At 72.0% G+C, this 25,643-nt stretch carries 20 protein-coding genes; 8 read left to right on the top strand and 12 right to left on the bottom strand.

Features of this window, described 5'->3' with window-relative positions; translation table 11 throughout:
* Nucleotides 1–7 precede the first annotated feature (7 nt).
* From OG331_RS11540 to OG331_RS11530, 3 genes are all read right to left on the bottom strand, one after another.
* Nucleotides 8–1,240 (bottom strand): serine hydrolase domain-containing protein, encoded by a 1,233-nt coding sequence (locus OG331_RS11540; protein WP_406194733.1) that lies wholly within the window; start codon nt 1,238–1,240, stop codon nt 8–10.
* A 64-nt stretch (nt 1,241–1,304) separates the two neighbouring features.
* Nucleotides 1,305–2,657, bottom strand: a complete 1,353-nt coding sequence (locus OG331_RS11535) for an MFS transporter (RefSeq protein ID WP_406194730.1) — start codon at nt 2,655–2,657, stop codon at nt 1,305–1,307.
* Nucleotides 2,654–3,253, bottom strand: a complete 600-nt coding sequence (locus OG331_RS11530; protein ID WP_406194728.1) for a TetR/AcrR family transcriptional regulator — start codon at nt 3,251–3,253, stop codon at nt 2,654–2,656. The genes OG331_RS11535 and OG331_RS11530 overlap by 4 nt, the downstream gene beginning before the upstream one ends.
* A gap of 93 nt (nt 3,254–3,346) precedes the next feature.
* Here OG331_RS11530 and OG331_RS11525 point away from each other — a divergent pair, with 93 nt between their 5' ends.
* On the top strand, nt 3,347–3,808 hold the full coding sequence (locus OG331_RS11525) for a TIGR03618 family F420-dependent PPOX class oxidoreductase (RefSeq protein ID WP_406194726.1): 462 nt from the start codon (nt 3,347–3,349) through the stop codon (nt 3,806–3,808).
* A 178-nt stretch (nt 3,809–3,986) separates the two neighbouring features.
* Complete coding sequence (locus OG331_RS11520) at nt 3,987–4,397, top strand: VOC family protein (RefSeq protein WP_406194724.1); 411 nt, start codon at nt 3,987–3,989, stop codon at nt 4,395–4,397.
* Here OG331_RS11520 and OG331_RS11515 read toward each other — a convergent pair.
* The 3 genes from OG331_RS11515 to OG331_RS11505 all read right to left on the bottom strand — a co-directional run bounded on the left by OG331_RS11515 (nt 4,333) and on the right by OG331_RS11505 (nt 8,482).
* A complete protein-coding gene (locus OG331_RS11515) occupies nt 4,333–5,520 on the bottom strand; it encodes a glycosyltransferase (protein ID WP_406194720.1) in 1,188 nt (395 codons plus the stop codon). The genes OG331_RS11520 and OG331_RS11515 overlap by 65 nt on opposite strands.
* Nucleotides 5,521–5,638: 118 nt before the next feature.
* Complete coding sequence (locus OG331_RS11510; RefSeq protein ID WP_406194717.1) at nt 5,639–6,964, bottom strand: nucleotide sugar dehydrogenase; 1,326 nt, start codon at nt 6,962–6,964, stop codon at nt 5,639–5,641.
* 15 nt (nt 6,965–6,979) lie between these two features.
* Nucleotides 6,980–8,482 (bottom strand): glycosyltransferase family 4 protein, encoded by a 1,503-nt coding sequence (locus OG331_RS11505; protein ID WP_406194714.1) that lies wholly within the window; start codon nt 8,480–8,482, stop codon nt 6,980–6,982.
* A 100-nt stretch (nt 8,483–8,582) separates the two neighbouring features.
* Between OG331_RS11505 and wecB the strand changes: the two genes are divergently transcribed.
* The 4 genes from wecB to OG331_RS11485 are packed head-to-tail and all read left to right on the top strand — an operon-like array spanning nt 8,583 to nt 14,353.
* Nucleotides 8,583–9,671 carry a non-hydrolyzing UDP-N-acetylglucosamine 2-epimerase gene (gene wecB / locus OG331_RS11500; RefSeq protein ID WP_406194712.1) on the top strand — a complete coding sequence of 363 codons (1,089 nt, stop codon included), beginning with the start codon at nt 8,583–8,585 and terminating at the stop codon, nt 9,669–9,671.
* The gene (locus OG331_RS11495; protein WP_406194709.1) at nt 9,664–10,365 is read left to right on the top strand and encodes a class I SAM-dependent methyltransferase; all 702 of its coding nucleotides are present in this window, start codon (nt 9,664–9,666) and stop codon (nt 10,363–10,365) included. The genes wecB and OG331_RS11495 overlap by 8 nt, the downstream gene beginning before the upstream one ends.
* Nucleotides 10,365–12,173 carry a hypothetical protein gene (locus OG331_RS11490; protein ID WP_406194707.1) on the top strand — a complete coding sequence of 603 codons (1,809 nt, stop codon included), beginning with the start codon at nt 10,365–10,367 and terminating at the stop codon, nt 12,171–12,173. Before OG331_RS11495 ends, OG331_RS11490 begins: the two co-directional genes overlap by 1 nt.
* Complete coding sequence (locus tag OG331_RS11485; RefSeq protein WP_406194704.1) at nt 12,170–14,353, top strand: glycosyltransferase; 2,184 nt, start codon at nt 12,170–12,172, stop codon at nt 14,351–14,353. The genes OG331_RS11490 and OG331_RS11485 overlap by 4 nt, the downstream gene beginning before the upstream one ends.
* A 96-nt stretch (nt 14,354–14,449) precedes the next feature.
* Here the strand turns inward: OG331_RS11485 and OG331_RS11480 are convergent, their stop codons facing one another.
* Both OG331_RS11480 and OG331_RS11475 read right to left on the bottom strand, forming a co-directional pair.
* Nucleotides 14,450–15,796, bottom strand: coding sequence for an MFS transporter (locus OG331_RS11480; RefSeq protein ID WP_406194702.1), 1,347 nt, complete (start codon nt 15,794–15,796; stop codon nt 14,450–14,452).
* Nucleotides 15,797–15,996: 200 nt separating this feature from the next.
* The gene (locus OG331_RS11475) at nt 15,997–16,662 is read right to left on the bottom strand and encodes a TetR/AcrR family transcriptional regulator (protein WP_328878046.1); all 666 of its coding nucleotides are present in this window, start codon (nt 16,660–16,662) and stop codon (nt 15,997–15,999) included.
* Nucleotides 16,663–16,831: 169 nt separating this feature from the next.
* Here OG331_RS11475 and OG331_RS11470 point away from each other — a divergent pair, with 169 nt between their 5' ends.
* Together OG331_RS11470 and OG331_RS11465 are read left to right on the top strand one after the other, a co-directional pair.
* On the top strand, nt 16,832–17,719 hold the full coding sequence (locus OG331_RS11470; RefSeq protein ID WP_406194697.1) for a shikimate dehydrogenase: 888 nt from the start codon (nt 16,832–16,834) through the stop codon (nt 17,717–17,719).
* A 41-nt stretch (nt 17,720–17,760) separates the two neighbouring features.
* Nucleotides 17,761–19,599 carry a bifunctional sugar phosphate isomerase/epimerase/4-hydroxyphenylpyruvate dioxygenase family protein gene (locus tag OG331_RS11465; RefSeq protein ID WP_406194695.1) on the top strand — a complete coding sequence of 613 codons (1,839 nt, stop codon included), beginning with the start codon at nt 17,761–17,763 and terminating at the stop codon, nt 19,597–19,599.
* Between the two features lie 37 nt (nt 19,600–19,636).
* Here OG331_RS11465 and OG331_RS11460 read toward each other — a convergent pair whose 3' ends face one another.
* The 4 genes from OG331_RS11460 to gnd form a co-directional block, all read right to left on the bottom strand.
* Nucleotides 19,637–21,103: a membrane-associated oxidoreductase gene (locus tag OG331_RS11460; protein ID WP_406194693.1), complete on the bottom strand. Its 1,467-nt coding sequence runs from the start codon at nt 21,101–21,103 to the stop codon at nt 19,637–19,639.
* 85 nt (nt 21,104–21,188) lie between these two features.
* Complete coding sequence (locus OG331_RS11455) at nt 21,189–24,047, bottom strand: peroxidase family protein (protein ID WP_406194690.1); 2,859 nt, start codon at nt 24,045–24,047, stop codon at nt 21,189–21,191.
* Nucleotides 24,048–24,169: 122 nt separating this feature from the next.
* Nucleotides 24,170–24,757, bottom strand: coding sequence for a histidine phosphatase family protein (locus OG331_RS11450; protein ID WP_406194687.1), 588 nt, complete (start codon nt 24,755–24,757; stop codon nt 24,170–24,172).
* A gap of 6 nt (nt 24,758–24,763) precedes the next feature.
* Entirely contained in the window at nt 24,764–25,642 is an 879-nt protein-coding gene (gene gnd, locus OG331_RS11445) for a phosphogluconate dehydrogenase (NAD(+)-dependent, decarboxylating) (RefSeq protein ID WP_406194684.1), read from the bottom strand.
* Between the last annotated feature and the right edge of the window lies 1 nt (nt 25,643).

Here is a 25,643-nt window from a genome sequence, read left to right as displayed (position 1 = left end):
CGGCGGCTCAGCCTTCCGTGACGGCCTCGTGCACGAGCCGCTTGAGGTCCTGGAACATCGTGTGCGAGGTCTTCGGCCGCACCTGGGTCATGAACTGCACCGTCAGATCGCGGCCCGGGTCGACCCAGAACGTGGTGGTCGCCACTCCGCTCCAGCCGTACGTGCCGAGGCCCGCCGGAGCCCTCGTACGAGTCGGGTCGATCACCACCGAGACGCCGAGGCCGAAGCCGAGGCCGTCGTTGCCGGGCTCGTCATGGGCGGGGCGGCTGCCGAAGGACCGCAGGTCGGAGCCGCCCGGGAGGTGGTTGGACGTCATCAGGTCCACGGTCTCGGGGGTCAGCAGACGGGTGCCGTCCAGTTCGCCCCGGCGGCGCAGCAGCTCCATGAAGCGGTGGACGTCGTGCGCGGAGGCCGCCATACCGCCGCTGCCGGACAGGAAGCGGGGCCGGCCGTGCAGCGGGAGGCCGGGGATGGGCTCGATGCCGCCGTCCTCTCTCTCGCCGTACAACTCGGAGAGCCGGTCCGCCTGTTCGCCGCTCACGCAGAACCCGGCGTCGGTCATCCCGAGCGGCCGGAAGATCCGTTCCGCGAAGAACTCGTCGAGCGGCTGCCCGGACACGACCTCGATGACCCGGCCGAGCACGTTGGAGGCGACCGAGTAGTTCCACTGCGTCCCCGGCTCGAACTGCAGCGGCAGGCTCGCGTACACGTCGACCGTCCTGGCCAGGTCGGAGCCGGGCAGCACCGCCGACTCCAGGTTGGCGTCGCGGTAGAGGGCGTCGACGGGATGCGAGTGGTAGAAGGCGAAGGTCAGCCCGGCGGTGTGCGTCATCAGATGCCGGACGGTCAGCGGCCCGTCGGCCGGGCGGGTCACCGTGTCGGCCCCGGATCCGCCGACGTACACCCGGGGCTCGGCGAAGGCGGGCAGATGGCGGCCGACCGGGTCGTCGAGCGACAGCTTGCCCTCCTCCACCAGCAGCAGCGCGGCGACCGAGGTGACCGGCTTGGTCATGGAGTAGATCCGCCACAGCGTGTCCGCCTCGACGGGGAGCCCCGCGGCGACGTCCCGGTGGCCGTGCGTGGCGAGGTGGGCGACGCGTCCACCGCGGGCGACGGCCACCAGGTAGCCGGGTATCCGGCCCTCGTCGACGTAGTGGGCGAAGTGCTGGTCGAGGCGGTCCAGCGCCTTCGCGTCCAGCCCGACCTCACCCGGGTCGACCTCTTGTGTCAGCAGTGCCATCGCTCTCCTCCGAATACGAACGACGAGGTGCGGTCCGGCATACCCCGCCGGAACGGCCTCAGACTCATCGTCGCGCAGGAACGCGTGTACGGTCCCGCGATTGGCCATGATCGTCGATCGTCGCGCCCTCCCGCCCCGGCAACCCCCGGCCCAGCGCCGCACCGGCCAGGGCGAGGGCGGCGAGGACGCTCAGCGGCAGTGCGGGGCCGTCGCCGGACCCCGTGAGGGCGGTCGCGGCGGCCACGCCCAGTACCGGGCCGACGTTCATCGCGGTCTGCTGCAGCCCGCCCGCCACACCGGCCGACTCGACGGCCGCCTCCCGTACGACGACATGGGTCGCCGCGACCATCACCGTGCCGAACCCTGCCCCCACCAGGGCGAACCCGGCGCACAGAGCGGGAGTGGCGGCCGTGCGGGAGAGGGTGAGGATCCCGAGTGCGAGGAGTGCCATCGCGGCCGTGGTCGTACGGCGGGCCCCGGCCCGGCGCAGCAGCACCGCGCAGGCGGCCGCGGCGAGGACCATCAGCAGGGCCAGCGGCAGGCTGACCAGGGCGCTGTGGAACGCGTCCATGCCGAGCGTGTCCTGCAACAGGAACGTGCCGACGAACAGCGCGCCGGACAGCGCCGCCGACGCGGCCACCAGCATGCCGAGCGCCGAGCCGACGGCCGGCGAGCCGATGACGGCCGGCGGCAGCAGCGGGCTCACGGTGCGGCGCTCGTGCCGGACGAAGAGGGCACCCGTGACGGCTGCGGTCGCGGCGGTCCAGGCCCATCCCGGCAGCCCGACGAGGGCGTGCACCAGGCAGGCCAGGGTCACCGCGAGCAGGAGGGCGCCGGGCAGGTCGAGCCGGGCGGGGGAGGCGGTGCGCGAGGGCCGCCGGACGGTGAGGGCGAGGATGCCGAAGACGACGGCGGGCGCGACATTCAGCAGGAACACGGCCCGCCAGCCCGGCCCCGCCACCAGCGCGCCGCCCACCACCGGCCCGGCAGCGGCCGCCACCCCGATCGCGGCGGTCCGCACGGCGATCGGCGTCCGCAGCCGGTCGGGCGGGAACGCGGCCCGCAGCATCCCCAGCGTGGCCGGCTGGAGCAGCGCCCCGAACACGCCCTGCACGACCCGCAGCCCGATCACCCATCCGACGCCGGGCGCGAGCGCGATACCGGCCGACGCGGCACCGAAGCCGAGCATCCCGACACCGAAGAGCCGGTGGTGCCCGTACCGGTCACCTAGCCGCCCGGCGAACACCAACAGGCTTGCCACCGCGATGAGATAGCCGGTGCTGGTCCACTGCACCTGCGCGAAGGAGGCGCCCAGGTCGCGTTGCAGCATGGGCTGGGCGACGGTCAGGACGGTGCCGTCGAGCGCGACGATCACGGCTCCGACGATGCTGCTCGCGAGGGTGAGACGCGGGTTCACTCGCTCTCCGCCCCGAGGTGGGCGTCCAGCGCCGACCGCAGCAGCGGGGCGAAGTCGTCGGCATCCGTGGCGAGTTGGAGGCTTCCCCAGCCCCACAGCTGGGCGATGCCGTGCAGGTTGGCCCACAACGCCCCCGCGACGAGACGGGAGTCGGCGTCGGGGCGCACCCGGCCGACGAGATCCACGAGTCGGCCGAAGAGGGGGAGGCTGGTGTCCCGCAGCCCCAAGTGGCCGCTCTGCAACAAGTCATGACGGAACATCAGCTCGTACATGCCGGGGTTGCCGAGCGCGAACTCCAAGTAGACGTGCCCCAGTGCCGTCAGCTGCTCCCGCGGAGTCGTCGGACCGTCGCTGTTCGCCGCCGTGGCAGCAGTCGCCCGCTCCGCCAACTCCCCGAAGCCGCGGCGGGCGATCGCCGAGAGCAGCTCCAGATGGGTCGGGAAGTAGCGGCGCGGCGCGCCGTGCGAGACGCCCGCCCGGCGGGCGATCTCCCGCAGGGTGAGCGCCTGCGCGCCCTCCCGCGCCACGAGCTCCACACCGACGTCGACCAGTCGGGCCCGCAGCCCTGTATCGGATTCCTGCTCAGGCGTAGACATAGACACTGTCTACCATGATCCAGTAGACGGTGTCTACGGAGGATGGCCGAGGATGCCGGAATGCCCGAGCCGCCCGACAGGGTTGAGGGAGTCATGACTCAGGACGCCACCCAGGACGCCACGCACAACGCACTGCTCACGCTGCTCTCCGAGGGCCATGGCGGGGTGCTGGTCACCCTCAAGCGCGACGGCCGGCCGCAGCTGTCGAACGTCAGCCACGCCTACTACCCCGACGAGCGCCTCATCCGCGTCTCGATCACCGACGACCGCGCCAAGACCCGCAATCTGCGCCGGGACCCCCGGGCGTCGTACCACGTCACGAGCCCCGACCGGCGGGCCTACGTCGTCGCCGAGGGCACGGCCGACCTGGCGCCGGTCGCGAAGGAGCCGTACGACGCCACGGTCGAGGAGCTCGTCCGCCTCTACCGGGACGTCCTGGGCGAGCACCCCGACTGGGACGACTTCCGGGCGGCGATGGTCCGGGACCGGAGGCTCGTGCTGCGGTTGCGGGTGGAGCGGGTGTACGGCATCCCCGAGGGGGTCAACCGGGGCTGACTGCCCGTCACCTCCTGTATCTGCTGTCAGTCAGTGGCCCAGGGCCCGGGGCGGAGGTCCGATGGCCGATGCTCCGGGTGCGAGGGGCCGCCTAGGCTGCTGAGCGGTTCATCGAAGCCCCGGACGCGGCGAGGCCCTGGCCGTCATCAAGTCCCGGACGTGACAAGGAGAGATCGCCATGCCGCTCGACACCCGCAGCCACATCCGCATCGCCCGCCCGTCCAGGGACCTCGCGGCGGCCGAGCGTTTCTGGGTCGAAGGGCTGGGGCTCGGTGTCGTATGGCGGACGGGCGGCGGCGGGGAGCCCGGTGGGCACGAGCTGTTGATGGTGGGGTGGCCGGACGCCGACTGGCACCTGGAACTCGTCCACGAGCCGGCCGGCCTCGTCGAACCCCGGCCGACCGAGGAGGATCTCCTCGTCATTTATGTGGACGGCCCCGTGCCGGACGACGTGGTGGCCCGGCTGGAGCAGCACGGCGGCAAGCGGGTCCTGTCGCCCAATCCCTACTGGAACGAGTGGGGCATCACGGTCGAGGATCCGGACGGGTACCGGCTGGTGCTGTGCCGGAGGGGTTGGTCGAACTCATAGCGGGCGTCGGAGGCACGGACGCCTCCTTCACCCAGGACTCCAGGCACATCACGAACTCGGTGGCGTGATCGGCCCAGTTGAGGTCCGACAGCGCCGCCTCCCACCCCCGGGCGGCCGTGCCCAGCCGCAGCTCCGGGTCGGCGCGCAGACGCCGTACGGCCGCTGCCGCCGAAGCGGGATCCCCGTAGGGGACGACGAGGCCGCAGTCGTAGGTTTCCACGAGGTCGGTCGCGAGGGGCGTGGGTGTGGTGATGACGGGGACGCCGTGGGCCATGTACTCCACGACCTTGGTGGGCCGTGAGTGACGGTAGTTGGGCTGGTCGTGCAGGAGGGAGAGGCCGGCCAGCGCGCCGGAGAGCAGGCCGAGGGCGCGGTCGTTGGGCAGGTAGCCGTGCCAGCGCAGTACGCCGTCCCGGTCGGCCTCGGTGAGCGCGCCGCGCACCTCGGGGTCCGCCGCGCCGATGACGTCGACGTGGACGTCCGGACCCAGCAGCCGTGCCGTTTCGATGAGTTCCAGAGCGCCGCGTTCCCGCGACAGGTGCCCGAGGTAGACGACCCGGTCGTCGCCCGGCGGTTCGGGGGGCTCGGGCGGCACGGTCGCGAGGTTCCGAACCACGGGGTGCGGGTGGCGGAAGCGCTGCTGGTAGGCGTCCTCGGCGAGCAGCAGCCGCAGATGCCGTTCGGCCAGGCGTTCCACCGCCCGTACGGCCAACCGCAGTGGCGGCCGCAGGGGTCGTGGCACCCAGCGTTTCATCACCACCGCCGCCGCCGTGTCCTCGTGCACGTCCCACACGGTGACGGGCGCGCGTCCCCCGCGTCGCCAACGGCGCAGGGTGCCGGGCAGCGCGAGCAGCAACTCCGGGTCGTGCAGCAGAACGACGTCCGCCTTGGGTCCCCTCTCGGCGAGCAGGGTGCGGGCCGCGCGCAGGGCTGCACGGCGGTCCCGGCCGGCGGCCCGGGGCAGGTCCACGCCTTCGACGTTCGGTCGCGGCGTCATCTGCCGGGCGGCGAATGGCGCCGCGTACACGACCCGGTGGCCGCGCTCCCGCAGGGCGGCGATCTCCCGGTGCAGAATCCGCGCGTCCTCGGGATGGTGGACGACGGTGACGACGAGTATCCGCATCAGAGCACCCTTTTTCGACGGTCCCGAGAACGGCGGTCACCGGCCATCACCGTCACCGAACGACAGTCGTGGACGGTGACAGCCACCTGTGAACGACAGCCCGGGCATCAGGCGACGGTCACAGCACCTCGACGCCGGGCCGGAAGATCCGCCCCCGTGTGTCGAACAGCATCCGGGCCGTGTCGCCCAGGGCCGGCAGGTCGTAGGCGGAGTGGTCCTGGAGCAGGATCGTCAGGTCGTGCTCGCGCGCCGCCGCCATGACGTCGTCCACGCGCGGGACGCTCGCCCCGTCCACGGACCACACCCGCACATGCGGGTCGTGGAACGAGACGTCGGCCTGCCGCTCCCGCAGCAGCCGCGCCACCGGCAGCGCCGGCGACTCCCGCTGGTCGGCCACGTCCGGCTTGTAGGTGACCCCGAGCAGCAGCACCCGGGAGCCGTGCAGCGGACGGCCGGCGGTGTTGAGGAGGTCCTGGGCGCGGCGCACCACGTACTCCGGCATCCGCCGGTTGATCTCCTGGGCGAGCTCCACGAAACGGAACTCGTAGCCGAGCGAGGAACGCACCTTGTACGACAGGTAGTTGGGGTCGATGGGAATGCAGTGTCCGCCGACCCCCGGACTGGGGCGGAACGCCTGGAAGCCGAACGGCTTCGTGCCGGCGCAGCGGATCGCGTCCCACAGGTCGACGTGCAACTCGTGGCTGATCACGGCGAGTTCGTTGACCAGGGCGATGTTCACATGCCGGTAGGTGTTCTCCAGCAGCTTGGCCATCTCGGCCTCGCGGGTGCCCTTCGCCTGGACGACGGTGTCGACGAGCTTGCCGTAGAAGGCGACCGCGCGCGCCGCACAGGACGGTGTGCAGCCGCCGACCACCTTCGGCGTGGTGCGCAGCCCGTGCGCGGTGTTGCCGGGGTCGATGCGCTCGGGTGAGAACGCCAGCGCGACGTCCACGCCGACGCGCAGCCCCGACTCCTCCAGGAGCGGCCGTACGACCTCCTCGGTGGTTCCCGGATAGGTGGTCGACTCCAGCACGACCAGTTGTCCGGGGCGCAGCCGGCCCGCCACCGTCCGCACGGCGGAGGTGACCGCGGCCAGGTCGGGCCCGCCGTCCTTGCCGAGCGGCGTCGGCACACAGATCACCACGTTCTGCGCACGGGCCAGACATGCCTCGTCCGTGAACGCGCCGAATCCGGCCGCCCGCATCCGGCGGACGTCCTCGTCGGAGACGTCGTCGACATGGGAGTGCCCGGTGTTGAGCGCCTCCACGACCCGGGGGTCGCGGTCCAGTCCGACGACTCTCAGGCCCACCGACGCCGCCTCACGCGCGAGCGGCAGTCCTACGTAGCCGAGCCCGATCACCGCCAGATCCACGTGATCGGGCCGTTCTGCTTCCCCGAGCGGTTCGCTCTCTTCCCCGAGCGGTCCGGTCTGTTCGACCTGCATGGGACTCACCCCGCATCAAGGCTTCGCATCAAGGCTGCCCAGAGCGCGGTACGCCTCACGGGTTGTGGCGGCGACGCGCTTCCAGGTGCGGTCACGCGCGACCGTCGCGCGGGCGGCTGCTCCCCACTCAGTGCGCCGTTTTCGACTGTAAAGGAGTATTTCAATCTCATCAGCCCAGGAATATGGTGATTCAGGCTTGATTAGCCTCCCGTTAACCTCCGGTTCGACCAGTTCTCTCAGCGCGGTGACATCACTCGCGGCCACCGGAACACCGCTCGCCATCGCCTCGACCGGCTTGAGGGGGGTCACCAGATGGCAGACGCGCTCGTCGGTGCGCGGCACCGCGAACACATCCAACACGGCGTGGAATTGCCGCACTTGGTCGTGCGGAACCCGGCCGGTGAACAGGACGACCCCGTCGGCGAGGCCCAGCCGGGCGGCCAGTCGCTCCAGCGCGGGGCGCTCCGGCCCGTCGCCGACGATCAACAGCCGCAGCGGGACACCACGCCGGATCAGCTCTTCACCCGCATGGAGCAATGTGCCGATGCCCTCGAGCGGGGTGAGGCTGCTGACCGTGCCCACGACGAACTCGTCCGGCGCGATGCCGAGCCGGGCGCGCACGGGTGCCCCGTCCGGCAGTGGGGCCAGGAAGTCGTCGTCGACGGCGTTGGGTGCGATCAGGACCCGCTCCTCGGGCACGCCGCGGTCCACGATCTCGGCCTTCATCGCCTCACCCAGCGTCAGCACCAGGTCGGCCTCACGCATGCAGGTCGTCTCCAGGGCGCGTCGGGTCCGGTACGTCTCGTCGTCCCGGCTGCGGCCCGGCGCCTGCGTCAGCCACGTCTCCTCCAGGAAGCCCCGCACTTCGTAGACCACCGGCAGCCCGTACGTCTCCCGCAGGGCGAGCGCCACGCGCCCGTTGCCGTGGTCGGACGCGGCATGCAGCACCGCGGGCCGCAGTCGCTCCACCAGCCGGGCGGCCAGCTCGGCGTTGCGCGCCAGCAACGCGGCCTGCCCGTACGGCAGCCGCAGCGGCAGCAGCCGGTGCTGCGGGATGCCGTTCACGCGCTGTGACGGGCGGGCGTCCAGCATCCCCTGGGTCACGGGAAAGCCGATCCGGGTCACGACATGCGGGTCGAGGCCGGCCGCCAGCTGGGCCTCGGCGAGCTTCTGCGTGCGCACGGTGTAACCGGCGTGCCGGAACGGCAGCCCGTTGGTGACCAGATGGAGCACCCGCCCCGGCACGGGAGAGAACGACCGCCCAGCGGGCGCGGGCACCCGCCCGGGAGCAGGCGCCCCGGCCGGCCCCACGGCCAGGGCACGCCCGGCCAGCCGCCATTCGAGCGGCCGCAACCCACGCCGAGCCCGCCCCGGCACCAGCCGCACGCCAAGCAGCGCCGCCCGCACCGGATCCTGACGCAGCTCGCCAAGCGCCACGGAGGCGGCCAGACTGAGGGCCCGAGGAACATAACGAACATAACCAGACATATCGTCAAGGTAGGCCGCAACGCCGGCCACGGCCCACCAACCTCAACTGGTCCGACGACACCGGCCGTGAGGGAGCCGAAGGGGCTGAGGCGCCCCGTAGGCGACCGAGCCATCAACACGGAGGCAACCATTGAACGGCTGCGTACTCCACGTGGTCGGCACCCGGCCGAACTTCGTCAAGGCCGCGCCGGTCGTCGCCGCGCTCGGCGCGGCGGGGTGCGACCAGGTGCTCGTGCACACCGGGCAGCACTACGACGAGCGGATGTCGGACATCTTCTTCCGGCAACTCGGTCTGCCCGAACCCGACACCGACCTCGGCGTCGGCTCCGGCAGCCACGCCCGCCAGATCGCCGACCTGCTGGTGGCCCTGGAGGCCGAACTGACCGCCCGCTCACCCGCGCTGGTCACGGTGTACGGCGACGTGAACTCGACGCTGGCCGCCGCGCTCGTCGCCTCCCGGCTGGGCGTCCCTGTGGCGCACGTCGAGGCCGGACTGCGCAGCTTCGACATGGCGATGCCGGAGGAGACCAACCGTCGGCTGGTCGACCAGCTGGCGGAGCTGCTGTTCGTCACGAGCCCCGAGGCCGTCGGCCACCTCGCCCGCGAGGGCATCGCCGCGGAGCGGGTGCACTTCGTCGGGAACCCGATGATCGACACCCTGCTCACCCATCTGGACCATTTCGACCCGGCGACCGCCCGAACGGCCCATCGACTGCCCGAGCGCTACGGCGTCGTCACCCTGCACCGGCCCGCCAACGTCGACGACCCGGAGGCCGCCGCGGCCGCCGCCCGCGTCCTGACGGAGGCCGCCCGCCATCTCGACCTGGCCGTACCGCTGCACCCGCGCGGCCGGGCGGCGCTGAGTGCGGCCGGACTCGCGGACGCACCCGGCATCCATCTCCTCGACCCGCTCGGCTACGTCGAGTTCATGAGCCTCGTGCGGGGAGCAGCCGCGGTGATCACCGACTCGGGCGGCGTGCAGGAGGAGACGACCGTCCTCGGTGTCCCGTGCCTGACCCTGCGCACGACGACCGAGCGCCCGGTCACCGTCACCCACGGCACCAACCGCCTTGTCACGCACGGGGAGTTGGTGCCCGCGCTGCGCAAGGTGCTGGACGGCGGGGGGGCGGCGGCGAGTGAGGGGCCGCCGCTCTGGGACGGCCGGGCGGGCACCCGCATCGCCCGAGTGCTCACGACGTGGCTGGAGCGCCATGGCTGACGACACACGCACACACGACGACATGCGCACACACGACGACAAGCGCCCGCACGACGGAGCACGCCCGCACGACGACCTGCGGACGTACTGGGACGCCCGGCACGCCGACCACGACGAGCTCGCCTCCGGCGGGCACATCGGACTGGACCGTTCGGGCAACGAGATCTTCTACGCCCAGCGGCTCGGCACCCTGCTCACCCTCGTCGGCGACCTGTCCAGCCCCGCCGCCCCGCTGTTCGTGCTCGACGCCGGTTGCGGCAAGGGGTACTTCGCCCGTGCCCTGGCCCGCTGCGGCCATCGGGTGGACGCCTTCGACGCCAGTCCGACCGCCGTGGAGCACGCCCGAGCCGAGGGCGGCGGTCCGCGTTACGCCGTCGCCGGGCTCGACGAGTGGCGCAGTCCGTGGCCGTACGACATCGTTGTCTGCGTGGACGTCCTGTTCCATGTACTGGACGACCAGGCGTGGGCGGCCGGTCTGCGCAACATGGCCTCCCTCATCCGCGTTGCCGGCCGCCTGATCGTCACCGACGAAGACACCGCCGATCGCACGACCCGCGGCGACTACATCGTGCACCGCCCGATCGCCGCCTACCGCGCCGAACTAGAGCCGCTCGGCCTGCGGCACACCCTCTTCAGGCCGTACGGCTTCCGGGAGAACCGGGTCGGCTTCCACGTCTTCACGAGGACCCGCTGATGCGCCTGACCGACCTGCTCCATCCGCACCTCGACGGCGTCACGACCGTGGTGGACGCGACCCGAGGCGCGCTGAGTCTGGAGCCGTACCTGCACCTGCCCCCCGGTGTCGCCCTGCGCGGCGACGAGGAACGACCCGTCACCGAGGGGGAGCTGGCCCTCCTGTCGTACGGTCCCCGCGCCGAGCTGCACGGCGGCGAGGACGCCGTTCATGCGGTGCTGGCGCGGATGCGGCCCGGTGCGCGCGGACTGATCGTGTTCGGCCACGGTGGCTCCGAACTCCCCTACCACCGGCTCCTCGACCACCTGGTGGCCCACCGCTGCCAGGTCCTGCGCGCGGCACCGCTCGACTACGTTCATCTGCACGCCGGCGCGGTCATCGCCCGCACCGACGAGCTCCTGCCGCCGCACGACTTCTTCGGCCGGCCCGTGCCGTCCGACGGCTACGCCACGGCCCTGCGGATCGCCGACGAGTACGTCTTCGCGGACCTCGCCTCCCGGTCCCTGCGCGCCCGGGTGCTGGACCTGGAGCGGACCGTCGAGGTGGCGGAGCACACGCGGGCCGCCGCCGGGCAGGACGGGCTCGCCGAGCGGCTCGCCGCCGCCGTACGGGAGAAGGAGCAGCTGGCCGCCGGGCTGCGTGCCGCCCGTGACCGGGTCGACGTGCTGCAGGCGCGGGTGGCCATGCTGGAGGGCTCGACCTCGCTGCGGGTCGGAAAGGCGCTGGTGTCGGCGGCGCGCTCGCCGAAGCGGGGCGCGGCCCGACTGCCGGGCGAGCTGTACGGACTGTGGCGCGGGCGGCGCCGCACCGCAGGGCAGGCGCCCGCAGACGCGCCGCAGGCCCGGACCGAGCCGGACGCGCCTGTCGACGACCGGTTCCACCTCGCCTACCGTGCCCTGACCTCGGCGCCCCGTGACCGCCTCGTCGTCGCCGGGATCCTCACGGCCGCCACCGCCGAGGACTTCGCGGCGGACGCGGTCGTCAACCGGCTGCTGCCCCATGACGGGCGGCTGCTCGTACAGCGCACCGATCCCGACGTGCTCGTCGTGCAGCTGAGCGCCTGCACGGGCGACGGACCCTGGTGGCTCACCGGCACCGGTCTCGCTCCCGACCTGGACCGCACCCTCGCCGAACTCCTCGCCGAGCAACGGGTGCTGGGCCGTTCGGCCGTGCTGTGGCGGGACGGTCCCGCCTCCGCCGCGCCGGGCCTGGCCCGGCTGGCCTGGGACGCCGTCATCGACACCGACACCGGCGTACGCCTCGCCCGGCTGGACCCGGCCGCTCAGGGCAGGGAACGGCTGCGCGAGGTGTTCCGGGAGGACAGCACACGGGTACGGCTGGCGCGGCTGGCGCAACTCGCCGGAGCCCCCGATCCGCTGGACGAGCGGCGCGTCGCCGTGCTGGCCGCGCCCCGGGACCGTACCGATGTCGCCCGGCTCGTCGGGCAGGTCCTCGGCCAGCTGCACCGCCCGGTCGAGGTCGTCGTACCCGATCCGGCGGGGCTGGACGAACTCACCGCCGCCGGAGTGACCGTACGCCGGGGGCAGCCCCGGGCGTCCTGGGTCGCCGACTGGACGGACCTCACCGAGGAGCGGCCGGACACCCTGCTGCTGGACCTGATGTGCGCCCAGGAGTGGTCCGGCGCCGACGCGGTGGGCCATACGCCGACCGCCGACGACTACGTCTTCGTACCGTCCCTGCGTCCACTGCTGGTACGCCGGTCGCTGCACATGTCCGATAGCGATCCCGGCAGTTGGGCGGGGCAAGGACACCGACTGTTCGCCGTGCGCGGGAAGGAGCCGTCATGACCCGTACGCTGCGGGCGCTCGTCTACGGCGACGTCGACCTCAACCTCATCGACGGCTCCGCCGTGTGGGCCCAGTCGACGGTGCAGGCGCTGTCCCGGGCGGGCTGCACCGCCCGGCTGCTCCTCAAGTCCCCGATCCGCACCGCCCGGTTGACCGATCCGCTGGCCGAGCTGCCCCGGGTCACCCTGGTGCGCCCGCACGAGGAGCGGCTGCTGCCGGGACCGGCCGACCGGCCCATGTCGCCGGTGCAGGCCTCGCAGGTGCTCACCCGGCTCGACGACGAGGACCCCTGCGACCTGCTGGTACTGCGCGGCCGGCGGCTGGTCACGCGGGTCGTGGCCGACGGCATGTTCGACGGGCGGATCTGGGCCTATCTCACCGACATCCCGCAGTCCGCCGCCGAGATGACCGAGACGGCCCGCGCGGAACTCGGCCGTATCGCCGAGGCCTCGCAGCGACTCCTGTGCCAGACCGAGGAGTTGCGCTGCTTCCTGGAGACCTGGGTGCCCGAGGCATACGGCAAGTGTGTGCTGAGCCCGCCCGCCGTGCCCGAGCCGGGCTTCCCGATGCCCGAGAGGGACGCCCCGCACGACCCCCTGCGGCTCGTCTACACCGGCAAGTTCGCACCGCGCTGGAACACCCTGCCCATGACCCGGCTGCCGGAGCTGCTCGCCCGGCGAGGCGTCCCCGCCGAACTGCACACCGTCGGCGACAAGATCCACGACGATCCGGGCCACCCGGACTTCCAGGCGGAGATGGCGCGTGCGCTGGCCGGCACCCCCGGTGTCCTCCACCACGGCGGACAGCCCCGTGAGGAGGCCATGCGCATCGCCGCGGACTGCGACGTGGGCCTCGGATGGCGGGACCCGGTGCTCGACTCCAGCCTCGAACTGTCCACCAAAGTGCTGGAGTTCGGCGCCCTGGGGCTGCCCGTGGTCCTCAACCGCACCCCCGCCCACGAGGCGCTGCTCGGCACCGACTATCCGCTGTTCGTGCCCGGACGCGCCGGACTCGACGACGCCGCGGAAGCCGTGGCGAGGATCGCGCGCGAGCCGGAAGCCCGGCGCCTTGCGGCCGACCGCTGCCGCGAGGCCGCCCGCCACCACACCCTGGACGGCGCGGCCGACCGCTGGCGGGCCCACCTGGACCGCGCCTTCCCCGCCCCGCCCACCGCGGTGACGGCCCGCCGACGGCCCCTGCGGGTGGGAGTCGCCGGGCACGACCTGAAGTTCCTCACCCGGCTCCTCGACCACTTCCGCTCGCTGCCCGGCCTGGACGTACGGGTCGACGCCTGGCCGGCGCTGTCCCGCCACGACCCGGACGCCAGCCGTGAACTCGCCGACTGGGCGGACGTGGTGATCGTCGAGTGGTGCGGTCCGGCCGCCGTCTGGTACAGCCGCCACAAGCGGCGCGGCAGCCGGCTCGTCGTACGGCTGCACCGCTTCGAGCTGGACGCCGGGTGGCCCCGGCAGGTCGACATCGACGCCGTCGACCGGGTGGTGTGCGTCAGCCCGTACTACGCCCGCCGCACCCGCGAGCACACCGGCTGGCCCGCGTCCAAGGTCGTCGTCGTCCCCAACTGGGTGGACACCGACCAGCTGGACCGCCCCAAGGCACCGGGCGCCCACCACCGCCTCGGCATGATCGGTATCGCGCCCGGCCGCAAACGTCTCGACCTCGGCCTCGACGTGCTGGAGGCACTGCGCGCCCGCGACCGGCGCTGGCATCTGTCGGTCAAGTCCAAGCCGCCCTGGGAGTACTGGTGGATCTGGAACAAGCCCGAGGAGCGTTTGCACTACGACGCCGTGCTGCGCCGCATGCAGACCTCGCCGCTGCTGGAGGGTGCCGTCGTCTTCGACGCGTTCGGCCCGGATGTGGCGGGCTGGCTGCGGCGGGTCGGACATGTGCTGTCCACCAGCGACGACGAGAGCTTCCACCTGGCGCCCGCCGAGGGGATGGCCTCCGGCGCCGTACCGTCGCTGCTGCCGTGGCCCGGCGCGGACGAGATCTACGACCGGCGGTGGATCCACGACAACCCGGAGGCGATGGCGGAGGCGATCGCCGCGCTCGGGGAGGAGGGCTGGCGCTCCGCGGGCGAGCTGGCCCGCACGCAGGTGCGGGAGGGCTTCTCCCTGGAGCGGGTGGCCGAGAGCTGGACGGATCTGCTGGTGTCGGGGTGACACCGCTGGTCCAGCGGACAGCCCTGGTCCCCGGAGCCGTCACGGCGTCCGGGGACCAGGGAGTGCGCGCAGGGTCGGCGCGGGATCGGCGCAGGCTCAGGCGGTGACCTTCTCCGGCTGGGTCGCCTTCCGCGGCTCGCGCTCGCCCAGCAGCTCCGTCGGAACCTTCGCCGTCTCGCGGGCCGAGAGCGCGGCCACGACCGGCGGTACGCACAGGGCCGCCGTGAAGAGCGCCACCGCGGACCAGTTGTCACCGTCCGGACCGGCGATCTGCGCGGCGAACGTGACCGCGAAACCGGCGACCGCGAAGCCGATCTGGGTGCCGATCGCCATGCCGGACAGACGGACCCGGGTGGAGAACATCTCGCCGTAGAAGGAGGGCCAGACACCGTTCGCGGCGCTGTAGACCACTCCGAAGGCGACGACGCCGAGCAGCAGGGTCAGCGGGTAGGAGCCGGTCGAGATCGCCCACAGGTAGAGGAACATCGTCACCGCACTGCCGGCCGCGCCGATCAGATACACCGGGCGGCGGCCGATGCGGTCCGACAGCGTGGCCCACAGCGGGATCGCGGCGAGCGCGACCAGGTTGGCGAGGGCGCCCACCCACAGCATGCCGGACCTGCTCATGCCGACCGAGTCGCTGGTGGCGTACGACAGTGCCCACACCGTGAAGATCGTGCTGACCGAGGCGACCAGCGCGCCGGCGATCACCCGCAGCACATCCGCCCAGTGGTCCCGCATCAGCACCGCGAGCGGCAGCTTGACGACGCCCTCGGCGGCGGCCTGCTGCTCGAAGGCGGGCGTCTCCTCCAGCTTGCGGCGGATGACATAGCCGACGACGGCGACGGCGATGCTCATCCAGAACGGCAGCCGCCAGCCCCACGACAGCAACTGCTCCTCCGGCAGCGCGGCGACCGGGATGAAGACCAGGGTGGCCAGCAGCTGCCCGCCCTGGGTGCCGCTCAGCGTGAAACTGGTGAAGAAGCCACGCCGGTGCGGTGGCGCGTGTTCCAGGGTCATCGAGTTGGCGCTGGCCTGCTCGCCCGCCGCCGAGATGCCCTGAAGCACCCGGCACAGCACCAGCAGCACGGGCGCGAGGGTGCCGACCTGGTCGCGGGTGGGCAGACAGCCGATGAGGAACGTCGACACGCCCATCAGGATCAGCGTGAAGACCATGATCTTCTTGCGCCCCAGCCGGTCCCCGAAGTGACCGAGGAACAGCGCGCCGACCGGCCGGGCCGCGTACGCCACACCGAACGTGGCCAGCGACAGCAGGGTGGCGGTCGCCGGGTCGGACTCGTCGAAGAAGACCTCGGGGAAGATCAGCGCGGCGGCGCTGCCGTAGATGAAGAAGTCGTAGTACTCGAGGGCGCTGCCGATCCAGGCGGCGGTCGCGGCTTTCTTCGGTTGCCCGGGCGGGGCCTGGGGGACGGGGACGGACACGGCGTGCTCCTTCGAGGGGGCTCCAACGTAAGCGGAGTGAGCGGAAACGAGGGACTACCAGGGAAGGGGAGATGTGCCGGATCCCGGCTAATTAACCCACTGGGTAGTTAGTAGCGGTGGCTACGGATGTTGCGCCGACGTTTCCCGGGTGTCAAGAGGTGCTGCCGTACGACTTCGGTCCGCTGCTTCGCCCCGTCGCCTCAGTCGGCCGCGCGCTCCGCCGTCAGATACGCGATCACCATGTCGCCGAGCATCGCCCGGTAGTGCTCGCGCTGGGCCGGGTCCACCAGGTCACGGCCGAACAGGGCGCCGAAGGTGTGCCGGTTGGAGACCCGGAAGAAGCAGAAGGAGCTGATCATCGCGTGCAGGTCGACGGCGTCGACATCGGCCGTGAACAGGCCGGACTGCTGTCCCGACTCCAGGATCCGGCGGATCACGTCCAGGGCCGGTGAACCGATCTTGCCGAGCTTCTCGGAGGCGGCGATGTGCTCGGCCCCGTGGATGTTCTCGATGCTGACCAGGCGGATGAAGTCCGGGTGCTGCTCGTGGTGGTCGAAGGTCACCTCGGCGAGTCGGCGGATGGCCGCGACCGGGTCCAGATGCTCGACGTCGAGCTCCTGCTCGGCCTCCCGGATCACGCCGTACGCCCGCTCCAGCACGGCCGTGAACAGCTGTTCCTTGCCGCCGAAGTAGTAGTAGATCATCCGCTTCGTGGTCCGGGTGCGGGCGGCGATCTCGTCCACGCGGGCGCCGTCGTAACCGGCGCGGGCGAACTCCTGCGTCGCGACGTCGAGGATCTCGGCCTGGGTGCGGGCGGCGTCACGGATCCGCCCGTTGCTGCGTGCCGGCTCTTCGACGCTGGTCATCGGCTTCCTTCGGCGAGGGGTGAGGGCGCCCCGGTGGCCCACCCGCGTGCCGGTGATTGTAGAAGCCCGATCGCTGCGCGTGCCGGGCCAGGCCTTTCCAAGCTCCGGTTCGCCTGCTATTACTAACTCACCAGTTCGTACATTAGTGAGCCGCTCAGGAGGTCTACCGGTGGCCAAGGACGCCAAGGACTCGTATCTCGTCGGGCTGATCGGCTCCGGCATCGGTCCGTCGCTCAGCCCTGCGCTGCACGAGAGGGAGGCCGACCGGCTGGGCCTGCGCTATCTGTACCGGCTCATCGACATCGAAGGGCTCGGCGTCCCGCCGGAGGCGGTGGGCGACCTGCTGCGGGCGGTACGCGACCTGGGCTTCGACGGGCTCAACATCACGCACCCGTGCAAGCAGCTCGTCATCGAGCACCTGGACGCGCTCGCCCCGCAGGCCGAGGCTCTCGGCGCGGTCAACACCGTCGTCTTCGAGGACGGCCGGTCCGTCGGCCACAACACGGACGTCACCGGCTTCGCCGCCTCCTTCGCGCGGGGCCTGCCCGACGTGCCCCTGGAGCGGGTCGTGCAGCTCGGCGCCGGGGGCGCGGGAGCGGCCGTCGCGCACGCCATGCTGACCCTCGGCGCCGAGCGCGTCACCGTGGTCGACGCGCTGGCCGACCGTGCCGCCGATCTCGCCGCCGCCCTGAACCGGCACTTCGGCGCGGACCGCGCGGCCGGCGCCGCCCTCGACGCGCTGCCCGCGCTGCTGGCCCATGCCGGCGGCCTGGTGCACGCCACCCCCACCGGCATGGCCGCCCACCCCGGGCTGCCCCTGCCGGCGGAGCTGCTGCACCCGGAGCTGTGGGTCGCCGAGGTCGTCTACCGCCCGCTGGAGACGGAACTGCTGCGCACGGCACGCTCGCTCGGGTGCGCCACCCTCGACGGCGGCGGCATGGCCGTCTTCCAGGCCGCCGACGCCTTCCGCCTGTTCACCGGACGCGAGCCCGACAGCGCGCGCATGCTCGCGGACATCGCCGAGCTGGCGGACGCCGTGGGAACCCCGAGCCAGTAAGAGCCAGGAGAACAGGAAGAGCCAGGAGAAGAGGTACCGGCATGCGGACGTCCATCGCCACCGTCTCCCTCAGCGGATCCCTCACCGAGAAACTCACGGCCGCCTCCCGGGCCGGCTTCGACGGTGTGGAGATCTTCGAGAACGACCTGCTGGCCAGCCCCCTCACCCCCGAGGAGATCCGCGCCCGCTGCGCCGACCTCGGTCTGACCATCGACCTCTACCAGCCGATGCGGGACATCGAGGCCGTGCCCGTCGACGAGTTCGCCCGCAACCTGCGTCGCGCCCGGCACAAGTTCGAGCTGATGCGGCGGCTGGGCGCCGACACCGTCCTCGTCTGCTCCAGCGTGCACCCGCGCGCGGTGGACGACGACGCGCTCGCCTCCGAACAGTTGGGCCAACTCGCGGCCCTCGCCCAGGACTTCGGCATCCGTGTCGCCTACGAGGCGCTCGCCTGGGGACGGCACGTCAACACGTACGACCACGCCTGGCGCATCGTCGAGGCCGCCGACCACCCCGCGCTCGGCACCTGCCTGGACAGCTTCCACATCCTCTCGCGCACCGCCGACCCCAAGGACCTCGAAGGGATCGCGGACATCCCCGGCGAGAAGATCTTCTTCCTCCAGCTCGCCGACGCCCCGCTGCTCGCCATGGACGTCCTGCAGTGGAGCCGCCACTACCGCTGCTTCCCCGGCCAGGGCGGCTTCGACGTCGCCGGGCTGGTACGCCATGTCCTGCACACGGGATACGACGGCCCGCTGTCCCTGGAGGTCTTCAACGACGTCTTCCGCCAGGCCGAGGCCGGCCCGACCGCCGTGGACGCCCTGCGTTCCCTGCTGGTCCTCCAGGAGGAGGTCGGCCGGACCACGCCGCCCGCGCCCGTCGTCCCCACCGGCGTCGCCTTCGCCGAACTCGTCACGCCGGACGCCGGACCGGTCTCGGCCGTCCTGGGCGCCCTCGGCTTCACCCGCACCGCACGGCACCGCAGCAAACCGGTCGACCTCTGGCAGCAGGGCGAGGCCCGGATCCTGGTCAACACCCAGGGCTCGGCACGCCGGGACGGCACCGGCCTCGCCGCGATCGGCCTGGAGTCCCCGGATCCGACCGGCGCCGCCCACCGCGCCGAGGCCCTCCTGGCCCCGGTCCTGCCCCGCCGCCGCGCTCCGGAAGACGCCACGCTGGACGCGGTCGCGGCCCCCGACGGCACGGAACTCTTCTTCTGCGCGACGGACCGGCCCGAACTGCCCAACTGGCGCGCCGACTTCACCGACACGAGGAAGGCCGAGCAGGGCACGGGGCACGCCGAGCAGGGCACGGCAGTCGCCGAGCAGGGCACGCGGGCCCGGGGAGTGACCCGCATCGACCACCTCGCCCTCGTCCAGCCCTGGCACCACTTCGACGAGGCGACCCTCTTCCACCACAGCGTCCTCGGCCTGCACCCCCAGGAGAGCGTCGACGTCGCCGACCCCTACGGACTGATGCGCAGCCGCGCCGTCACGAACGCCGACGGCAGCGTCCGTATCGCCCTGAGCGTCGGCGCGGCTCCCACGGACGACACCGTCCACGCCCAGCACATCGCGCTCGCCACGGACGACGTGGTCGCCGCGGCCCGCCGTTTCCGGGAGTCCGGCGGCCGACTGCTGCCGATCCCCGCCAACTACTACGACGACCTGGCCGCACGGTACGAGTTCGCGGACGGCGAGCTGGAGACGTATCGCGAGCTGGGCATCCTCTACGACCGCGACGCGCAGGGGGAGTTCCGGCACTGCTACACCGTGACGGTCGGCCGCGTCTTCTTCGAGTTGGTGCAGCGGGACGGCTACCGGGGTTATGGCGCCCGGAACGCGCCTGTGCGGCTGGCCGCGCAGCACATCGCGCAGTGACCGCAGTGACCCGCAGTGACGGCGTGGCCGTGGTGGCCTACTGGCGACTGACGGTCCGTGTCACGCCGGTGATGACCGTCGTGGCGAGGATCCAGCCGGTGAGGACGAGGACGTACGCCAGGGCCTGCTGCCCGCCCTCCGGCGCGAAGGCGGGTTCCTGCCCGAAGGAGATCACCGGCAGCAGCAGGTCGAGCGTGTAGAAGACCGGGTTGAACTGCGGTGCCTCGTCCGCCTTCAGGGGCGGCGGCGTGTGCAGCGCGAACGCGACGGAGCCGACCGCGAGCAGGGACAGCAGCCAGCCCAGCGCGCGCATCGGCCGGAAGCCGTAGCCGACGGTGGCGTCCTGGACATGGCCCCACAGGCGGCCGTACCAGGGGAGCGTGGTGCGGTGGCGGCGCTGTTTGGCCAGCTGGACGAGGCGGGCGCCGTCGTCGTCGCCGGTACGGCGGTACGCGGCGGTCAACTGCTCGTATCCGTGCGGGTCGAACGTGTCCTCGTCCCGCTCCAGCATGGGCAGCCGAAGCTCGGGCGACACGTGCGGTGTCAGGGACGTGTAGGTGAGGTCGAGGAGGCGGACCTGGTCCGGGAGCATCTCCGGATCCAGGTTGAGGTGCTCCACCTGCGAGCGGCGCAGGTTGAGCCTGCCTTCCATCGGAGTGCCCCCGCGCAGCCACACCTCGCCGATGACACAGCTGCTCGCCCGCATCGCGGTGCCGCCGGGATTGGACAGCCTGCTGTACAGCAGGTCGAGTCGACCGGGAATGCGGGCGCCCCGCAGGTCTATGCGGCCTCGCGTGCTCAGGCGCCTGCCCAGGACGTTGGCGCCCACTTCGAGGGCCTCGGCGCTCAGGACGAAGCCCTCGGGGTGACGGAGCTCGGCGTTCTCCAGCCGGAGCGAGCCGCTGATCCTGGCGCCGTTCAGCCGGATCTCACCGCGCGTGCGCAGCCGTGTCGCGCACAGGTCCTCCCCGACGGTCACCTGGTGGAGCTGGAGCACCGGATCCTCGGTCCCCTCCGGCGCGGTGACCTCGGTCCCCTCCAGATACAGCGCCCCGGCGACCTGGGCACCGCCGAGCCGTACCGGCCCCCCGAACCGGCAGCCCATCAGCCGCAGCCCACCGTCGACCCGAACCCGCGCGGACGCCAGACCGGGCAGCTGGGACCCGGTCAGATTGAGGTACTTCAGCTCGGCGCCGGACAGATCGGGCACGTCCTCGAAGTGGCAGTGACTGAGACGCACAATGCTGTCCACCGTCGCGTACCGCAGATCCAGCACACCGGTGATCCGCGCGCCCGCCACCTTGAGGGCGGCCACCTCACCGCTCTCCGTCGGGCCGTCGAGCAGCAGAGCCCGCAACACCGTGGCGCGCACGGTCCGTTGGGGTCCCCAGTCGGCGCCCTCGGCAGCGCTCTCGCCCTGCGCACCACGGAAGTCCACCGCAGCGCCTTTGGGAAAGGCCTCCCATACCGCGCGCTCGGCCGGCGTCAGATCGTTGAGCTCCATCAGCCGGGACTCTGACGCCGGCCGCCGAACCTGTCAACTCACCGCCGTTTCAGCCTGGCTCGTTCAGCATGAGCCACTGCCTCGTTCAAGAGCCACTCGTCGGCCGTACCGCCCGCCAGGGCGCGAACGCGCTCGCCCCGCGCGGCAGCAGCGCCGCAAGCTCCGGGCAGTGCCGCAGGATCACGGAGTTCAGGCCGCCCCGCTCGACCCAGTCGATGCCCAGCGGCGTGTAGACCTCGGGCCGGTAGTCGACGGTGAGGAAGCGGTCGGACTGCAGACGCCGGCTCGCCATCAGGATGAACACCCGGAACGCGGTGTCGCTGAAGCCGAACCCCGTCGGCGGGTTCTCCCCGAACAGCCCTACGACGGTGTCGATCTCGTCGACCGAGCGGTACACGTCCTTCAGCCGCGCCAGCGTCTCGGCGTTCTCCGTCAGCTCCTCGAAGGACCGCAGGCGCGGCTTGTGCAGCCCTTCCCGGAAGTCGTTGTAGCGCGGGACCCCGCGCCGCCGGGTCCGGACCAGGTCCACCACCGACAGGTCGATGATCTCGCCCTCACGCTCGAACTGCTGCAAGGAGCGCGGGAAGTTGTGCAGCGTGATCGCGCCGGGATGGGCGACACCGAACGAGTACAAGGTGTTCGCGAGCCCCGTCTTGCGGATCCGCGCCTCGGCCGCGCCGCCCTGGATGTCCAGGAAGCCCACCGTCTCCAGACGCTGCCCGAGTTGGTGCTCGCGCAGCTCGAAGTCGTCCGGGATCAGTGGGTGCATGCGGTAGACGGTGACGAAGTCCTCGGTGAGGGAGTACGGCGCGGTGTGGTGGTCCGGCAGGGTCTTCGGGATGCCGGTCAGCGAGTGCGACTCGAACAGCCACAGTCCGAGCTGGTTCAGCCAATTCCCGGGCGGGCCATGCCAGTTGGTGTGCAGGGCGATGTCGATCGCCTCGGTGGCGAGGATCGCCGGTGTCCACTCCACGGTGTGGATCTTCGCGATCAGCGCCGAGACCACCAGGCGGGCCCTTTGGTAGATCCGCTCCTCGCTCATCCTCGGATACTCGGCGCGCAGCGCGGCGCACACCGCGTTGTGCTCCCGCGCGAACAGCGTGTGCATGGCGCTGAGTCCCATCCACCAGCTGTCGTTGAAGCCCGTCAGCGGAATCCCGCCGTTGCCACCGTTCGGCAAGTGGCCGTCCTCCAGGCGGAGTTCGGCGCGACCCTCGGCCTCGCGCAGGAAGCGCGCGGTCTGCTCGTCGGCGCCGTACACCTCGGAGCCGTCCCACCAGTGCGAGGCGGTGTTGGCGAACAGGACCGGCGGGCCGCCCGGCGCCTCGATGCCCTGGTTCTCCGCGAACCGCATCACGTCCTCGCCGGGCCCGCCGGGCGTGTTGTGCCACGGTCCGCTGCCGGGCGGCAACGGCACCTCGACACTGCGCTCACCCGGCCGGTGGCGACGGTGGTTGACCCAGTCGTGCACCTGGAACTGGATCCAGGCCGCGGCAAGCACGTTCAGCGAGGTGGCGGGCAGGAAGCTCTCGCGGTACAGGAGTTGGCTGCTGACCGTGACCGGGTTCGGGGTGTCGAAGAGGTCGGGACGGAAGACCGGCTCCAGATTGCGGCCGAAGGCCGCGCCGACGGCGCCCATGCCCGGGTCCGACAGATCGTTGTACGTCCCGTCGTACGACCGCTCGTCGCGCAGCCGTTCCGGGACCGGCTCGGGCACCGGCTGTGCGCGGGGCGGCGCCTCGCGCGGCTCGGTGTCGATCAGGTTCAGCCGGCGCAGCACCTTGCGCAGGAACACGAGGTTCAGCAGGCTCAGTTGCGTCGGCAGCCGGTGCCAGGGCACGTACTGGTTGAGCAGCGCGAAAGCCCCTTCGACGGGACGGCCGAGGACCTTGTTGCGGACCGGCTCCCCGGTGACGAACCGCAGGCCGAGCCGGTGCGCGCTGGATGCCTGGTACGCCGCCTTGCGGGCCCGGTTGATGTTGCCGAGCGGCCTGAACTCCTCGGTCGTGTACCAGGGGTTGAAGCTCAGGTCCTCGATGCGGCGGGCGATCGCACGCGCCTCGGCGGTGTCCAGGTCCTGGCCGGGGATGGTGAGCCGGGCGACCGGAAGCGCGGGCGCCACCCCGTCCTGCCATTCCACCGAGGCGTCCTCGACCGGGGTGTGCCGCTCGTCCACGAACCGCTGCACGCACAGGCCGTACTCGACGTCGCCCCGCGCCAGCCGGCGGGCGAACTCACGGTGCAGGAAGTCCGGGTCCTGACGGTCCGGCGCGGGCCCCGGCGGCGTGCCCGGCGCGGGACGGAACAGGAACCGCACCGGCCCCGCGTCGCCCCACAGCATCGCCCCCCGGCTCCAGTACGTCTCGTGGGCCAGCGAGTCGACGGTGTGCCGGGCAGCGGCCTGCACATTGCGCCGCATCCGGTTGGCGGTGCCGAGCCCCACGGCGAGCGGCAGCTTCACGAACAGTCCGAACGCCTTCCGCACCGGACTGCGGGCGCCCGCCATCGCCTTGGCGAAGGCCACGAACTCCCGGGCGTTGCGGGCGTGCGAGACCGGATGGCTGGTCGCCAGCAGATCGTGGCTCTCCTCCTGCGACACCCGCACGCGCACGGCCGCCCCGCGCAGATCCGGCGTGCCGTCGCCCTGCCGGATGCCGCTCGCGTTGGACAGCCGTACGGTCGCCGGGTACTCGGCGCCCGGCTGGGCGAACCCCACCCGCAGGGCTGCCGGGAGGTCGTCGTGGAAGCGCAGCCGCGCGTTCTCCACGGCCAGCGGCGCCTTGGCGTGGAAGGTGCGGGTGACCTCCCCGCCCCCGGCCCGGCGGTTCCTGACCTGCACGTCCATCAGCTCACGCGCCAGCCGCTCGAACACCTGGCGTTCCGCCTCGGGACTGCCGCCCTCGTACCGTTCGTAGCGCTGCTCGTGCTGCCCGGACTCGGCCATCGGAGGTCTTCCTTCGTACGACTGCGTACGGGGACCCCAGGATCCCAGGAAGCCCACCGGGCCGCATCCGCAGTGAACGCGAGGTTGACGCCCGCTGCGGATGCGGCCCGGCCATGCTCGGCCTAAGGCCTGGTGTTCCAGCCCGCGATCACGGGCCGCCCGTGCTCCGTCGACAGGCGGCTCACCGTGCCCGTCGCCAGCTGGAACAGCCGCCCGTCCGCCGGTGCGAGGCCCAGCCGCCTGGCCGTGACGACACGCAGGAAGTGGCCGTGCGCCACGAGGATGACATCGCCGTCCAGCAGCGCCACGTCCACCCGGGCCAGCACCCGGTCGGCCCGTGCCCCCACCTCGGCCGGTGACTCACCGGCGTGGTCGTCCGGTCCGGGCGGGACGCCGTCCGTCCACAGGGACCAGTCGGGGCGGGAGCGGTGGATGTCGACCGTGGTGACGCCCTCGTAGCCGCCGTAGTCCCACTCGTGCAGATCAGGGTCCGGTACGGCCCCCGACACGCCCGCCAGTTCGGCCGTGCGCACGGCGCGGCGCAGCGGGCTGGTCAGCGCCAGTGAGAAGGTCCGGCCGGACAGCAGCGGCGCCAGGGACTTGGCCTGTTCCTCGCCGTCCTGGGTGAGGGGCAGATCGGTCCAGCTGGTGTGCTGTCCCGACCTGCTCCACCGCGTCTCACCGTGGCGGACCAGAAAGAGATCCCCCACGGCGGGCTACTCCTTCGACTCGACGGCGTGCCCGCCGAACTGGTTGCGCAGCGCCGCGATCATCTTCATCTGCGGGGAGTCGTCCTGGCGGGACGCGAACCGCGCGAACAGCGAGGTGGTGATCGCCGGCAGCGGCACCGCGTGGTCGATGGCCGCCTCGACGGTCCAGCGGCCCTCGCCGGAGTCCTGCGCGAAGCCCTTCAGCTTCTCCAGGTGCTCGTCCTCGTCGAGGGCGTTCACCGCGAGGTCCAGCAGCCACGAGCGGATGACCGTGCCGTCCTGCCAGGAGCGGAAGACCTCCCGGACGTTGTCCACCGACTCGACCTTCTCCAGCAGCTCCCAGCCCTCGGCGTAGGACTGCATCATGGCGTACTCGATGCCGTTGTGAACCATCTTCGCGAAGTGCCCGGCGCCCACCTTGCCCGCGTGGACGTAGCCGTACGGCCCCTCCGGCTTGAGCGCCTCGAAGATCGGCTTGAGCCGGTCGACGTACTCCTTCTCGCCGCCGACCATCAGCGCGTAGCCGTTCTTCAGACCCCACACGCCGCCGGACACGCCGGCGTCGACGAAACCGATGCCGTGCGCGGCCAGCTCCTTGGCGTGCTTCTCGTCGTCCGTCCAGCGGGAGTTGCCCCCGTCGACCACCGTGTCGTACGGCTTGAGGAGGCTCCCCAGCTGGTCGATCACGAGCTGGGTGGGGCGGCCCGCCGGGACCATGACCCAGACCGTGCGCGGCGCGTCGAGCTGGTCGACGAGGTCGGCCAGGCTCGCGACGTCGGACAGTTCGGGGTTGGTGTCGTAGCCGACGACGGTGTGGCCGGCGTTGCGCAGACGCTCGCGCATGTTGCCGCCCATCTTGCCGAGACCAACAAGACCGATCTGCATG

The sequence above is a fragment of the Streptomyces sp. NBC_01017 genome (genome assembly GCF_045162795.1).
In the GTDB taxonomy this organism is placed as follows: Bacteria; Actinomycetota; Actinomycetes; order Streptomycetales; family Streptomycetaceae; genus Streptomyces; species Streptomyces machairae.
The sequence above is the reverse complement of the archived record's forward strand: the minus strand, read 5'-3'. Positions and strand labels throughout refer to the sequence as shown.